2 protein-coding genes are annotated in these 3014 nt (G+C 42.6%); both read left to right on the forward strand.

Annotated features, from left to right (window positions below; all coding sequences use genetic code 11):
• Positions 1–418, forward strand: a 418-nt coding sequence (locus tag H5202_RS19745) for an efflux RND transporter periplasmic adaptor subunit (protein WP_182773569.1), incomplete at its 5' end; no start/stop codon positions are given.
• 12 nt (positions 419–430) lie between these two features.
• Positions 431–3014 (forward strand): efflux RND transporter permease subunit (locus H5202_RS19750; protein WP_182773570.1); only part of this gene is annotated, 2584 nt, incomplete at its 3' end.

A 3014-nucleotide genomic window follows, 5' to 3' on the forward strand; every position in this document is an offset into this window, starting at 1 on the left:
TCAGCAACATCAAGGTAGCGCGGCCAATATTATCGATGCAAAAGTACTGCGTATTAGTCCGATAGTGGATGCACAAAGCGGTACATTTAAAGTGACGTTAGCCGTGCCAAATCACGATGCAGCATTAAAAGCGGGTATGTTTACTCGAGTTGAACTTAAATACGACACCCACCTAGATGTACTTACCGTTCCTTATAATGCATTAATCAACCAAGATAACATTCAGGCACTGTATGTGATTAAAGACACCTTGGCACAACGACGTGAAGTCACCTTGGGTTTTCGTGAAAATAACACAGTTGAAATTTTATCGGGTGTTGAGGATGGCGAACAAATTGTCATCCGTGGTCAACAAAACCTCAAAGATCAAGCATTGGTAGAGGTTATTACTCCACTTAGCTTCGCTGCAATTCGATAACGGAGCGGGATAATGTCGATAATTAACACCTCAGTTAAACGCCCCGTCACGGTATGGATGTTCATGTTCGCTGTGATGCTTTTTGGCATGGTTGGATTTTCTCGCCTCGCGGTAAAACTGTTACCCGATTTAAGCTATCCAAGCGTAACCATACGCACAGCATATGATGGCGCGGCTCCGGTTGAAATTGAGCAGCTAGTATCAAAGCCAATTGAAGAAGCCGTTGGTGTCGTCAAAGGACTACGGAAAATCAGTTCCATTTCTCGTTCGGGCATGTCAGATGTTGTGCTTGAGTTTGAATGGGGCACAAATATGGACATGGCTAGTCTTGAAGTGCGTGAAAAAATCGACACTATTGAGCTGCCTTTAGACATTAATAAGCCATTATTATTGCGTTTTAACCCCAATCTTGATCCCATCATGCGCTTAGCTTTTTCTGTACCCAATGCAGATGCGGAGCAGTTAAAGCAAATGCGAACTTTTGCAGATGAGGAGTTAAAACGACGTTTAGAAGCCTTGTCTGGTGTTGCTGCCGTAAGGCTATCTGGTGGGTTAGAGCAAGAAGTTCATATTGAATTAAATCAACAAAAACTAAGTCAACTGAATCTTAATGCCGACCAGGTTAAGCGCCGAATAAATGAAGAAAACATCAACCTTTCAGCAGGTAAAGTAATCCAAGGTGATAAAGAATACTTGGTCAGAACGTTAAACCAATTCAATTCTTTAGATGAATTAGGCCAGGTGATTATCTACCGCGATGGCCAAACGTTAGTCAGATTATCTGATATTGCGGTGATTAGTGATGCCTACAAAGAACGCAGTGATATTACTCGCATCGGCGAAGTGGAATCTATTGAACTAGCCATATACAAAGAAGGTGACGCCAATACTGTTGCTGTCGCGCAAAAACTACGCTCTGAACTTGAAAAAATCAATCAAGCTAATGAACACAATAAGTTAAAAGTTATTTACGACCAATCTGAGTTTATTGAAAGCGCAGTAAATGAAGTAACATCTGCGGCGTTATTTGGCAGTTTACTGGCGATGCTGGTTATTTACTTGTTTTTACGAGATATTATTGCCACTCTGATTATTTCAATCTCGATCCCCTTTTCGGTTATTGCCACCTTTAACATGATGTATTTTGCCGATATCAGCTTAAATATTATGTCGTTAGGTGGTATTGCGTTAGCGATTGGTTTATTGGTCGACAATGCCATTGTGGTCTTAGAAAACATAGATCGTTATAAATCTCAAGGCATGAGTAAAATGGAAGCCGCCGTCACGGGATGTAAAGAAGTCTCTGGCGCCATTTTTGCTTCAACACTTACTACATTGGCAGTTTTTGTACCTTTGGTGTTTGTCGACGGCATAGCAGGAGCTCTATTTGCCGACCAAGCTCTCACCGTCACTTTCGCCCTACTCGCCTCATTATTTGTTGCCTTAACAGCCATTCCTATGTTGGCATCGCGACAAGGTTTTACTAACCTACCGCAACCAGTTGAAGTGGCTAAAAAACCTAAACCTACTAGCCGAAAAGGAAAAATAGCCTACTACTTACTGGCAGTGCTGAGTTTTCCATTTAAACTCTTGTTTAGCTATTTGCCTTCAGGATTGTTAACCGCAATTATTGTCATTAGCCGTTTTGTAAGTAGTGTATTTGGACTGTTACTCAAACCCATCTGCGCTGGCTTTAACTACTTATATCGCATAGTCGAATCAATCTACTTCCGTATATTACATCACGCTCTTCGCCACCAAGTATTAACCATTGTGTTAGCACTATTGGTGACCCTAGCGTCAACCAGTTTGCTGCCTAAGTTAGGGGTCGAATTAATTCCGCCGATGAATCAAGGTGAGTTTTATGTCGAAATTTTATTACCGCCAGGCAACGAAGTCAGTGAAACTGATGCCGTATTACAGCAGCTAGCCCTGTCGATTAAAGACCGTGACGATGTTAAACACGCCTATAGCCAAGCGGGTAGCGGTGGGTTAATGACATCGGATACTGCTAGAGGTGGTGAAAACTGGGGCAGATTACAAGTGGTACTAGCTGATCCTTTAGCCTTTAATGCCGTTAGTCAGGTACTGCGTAATACAGCAAAAAATATTCCTGAATTAGAAGCTCAAATTGAACATCCAGAATTATTCAGCTTTAAAACCCCACTTGAAATCGAGCTATCGGGTTATGATTTAGCTCAACTCAAACAAAGCGCTGACCAACTGGTTAATGCTTTATCTCAGTCTGATCGCTTTAGTGACATCAATACTACCTTACGAGATGGCCAACCAGAGATCAGCATTCGCTTTGACCATGCCCGTTTAGCCGCCCTTGGGATGGACGCTCCCACAGTAGCTAACCGTATTGCCCAACGTGTAGGTGGCACTATTGCCAGCCAGTTCACGGTACGCGATCGTAAAGTGGACATTTTGGTGCGCAGCGAATTAAGCGAACGCGATCAAATTAGCGACATTGAATCGTTAATTATTAATCCTAATAGCGCCCAGCCGATCCCCTTAAGTGCTATTGCCACAATCGACTTACAAATTGGTCCTTCGGCGATTAATCGTATCAGCCAACAGCGAGTCGCTATTG

The sequence above is a fragment of the Shewanella sp. SG41-4 genome, assembly GCF_014164505.1.
Classification (GTDB): Bacteria; Pseudomonadota; Gammaproteobacteria; order Enterobacterales; family Shewanellaceae; genus Shewanella.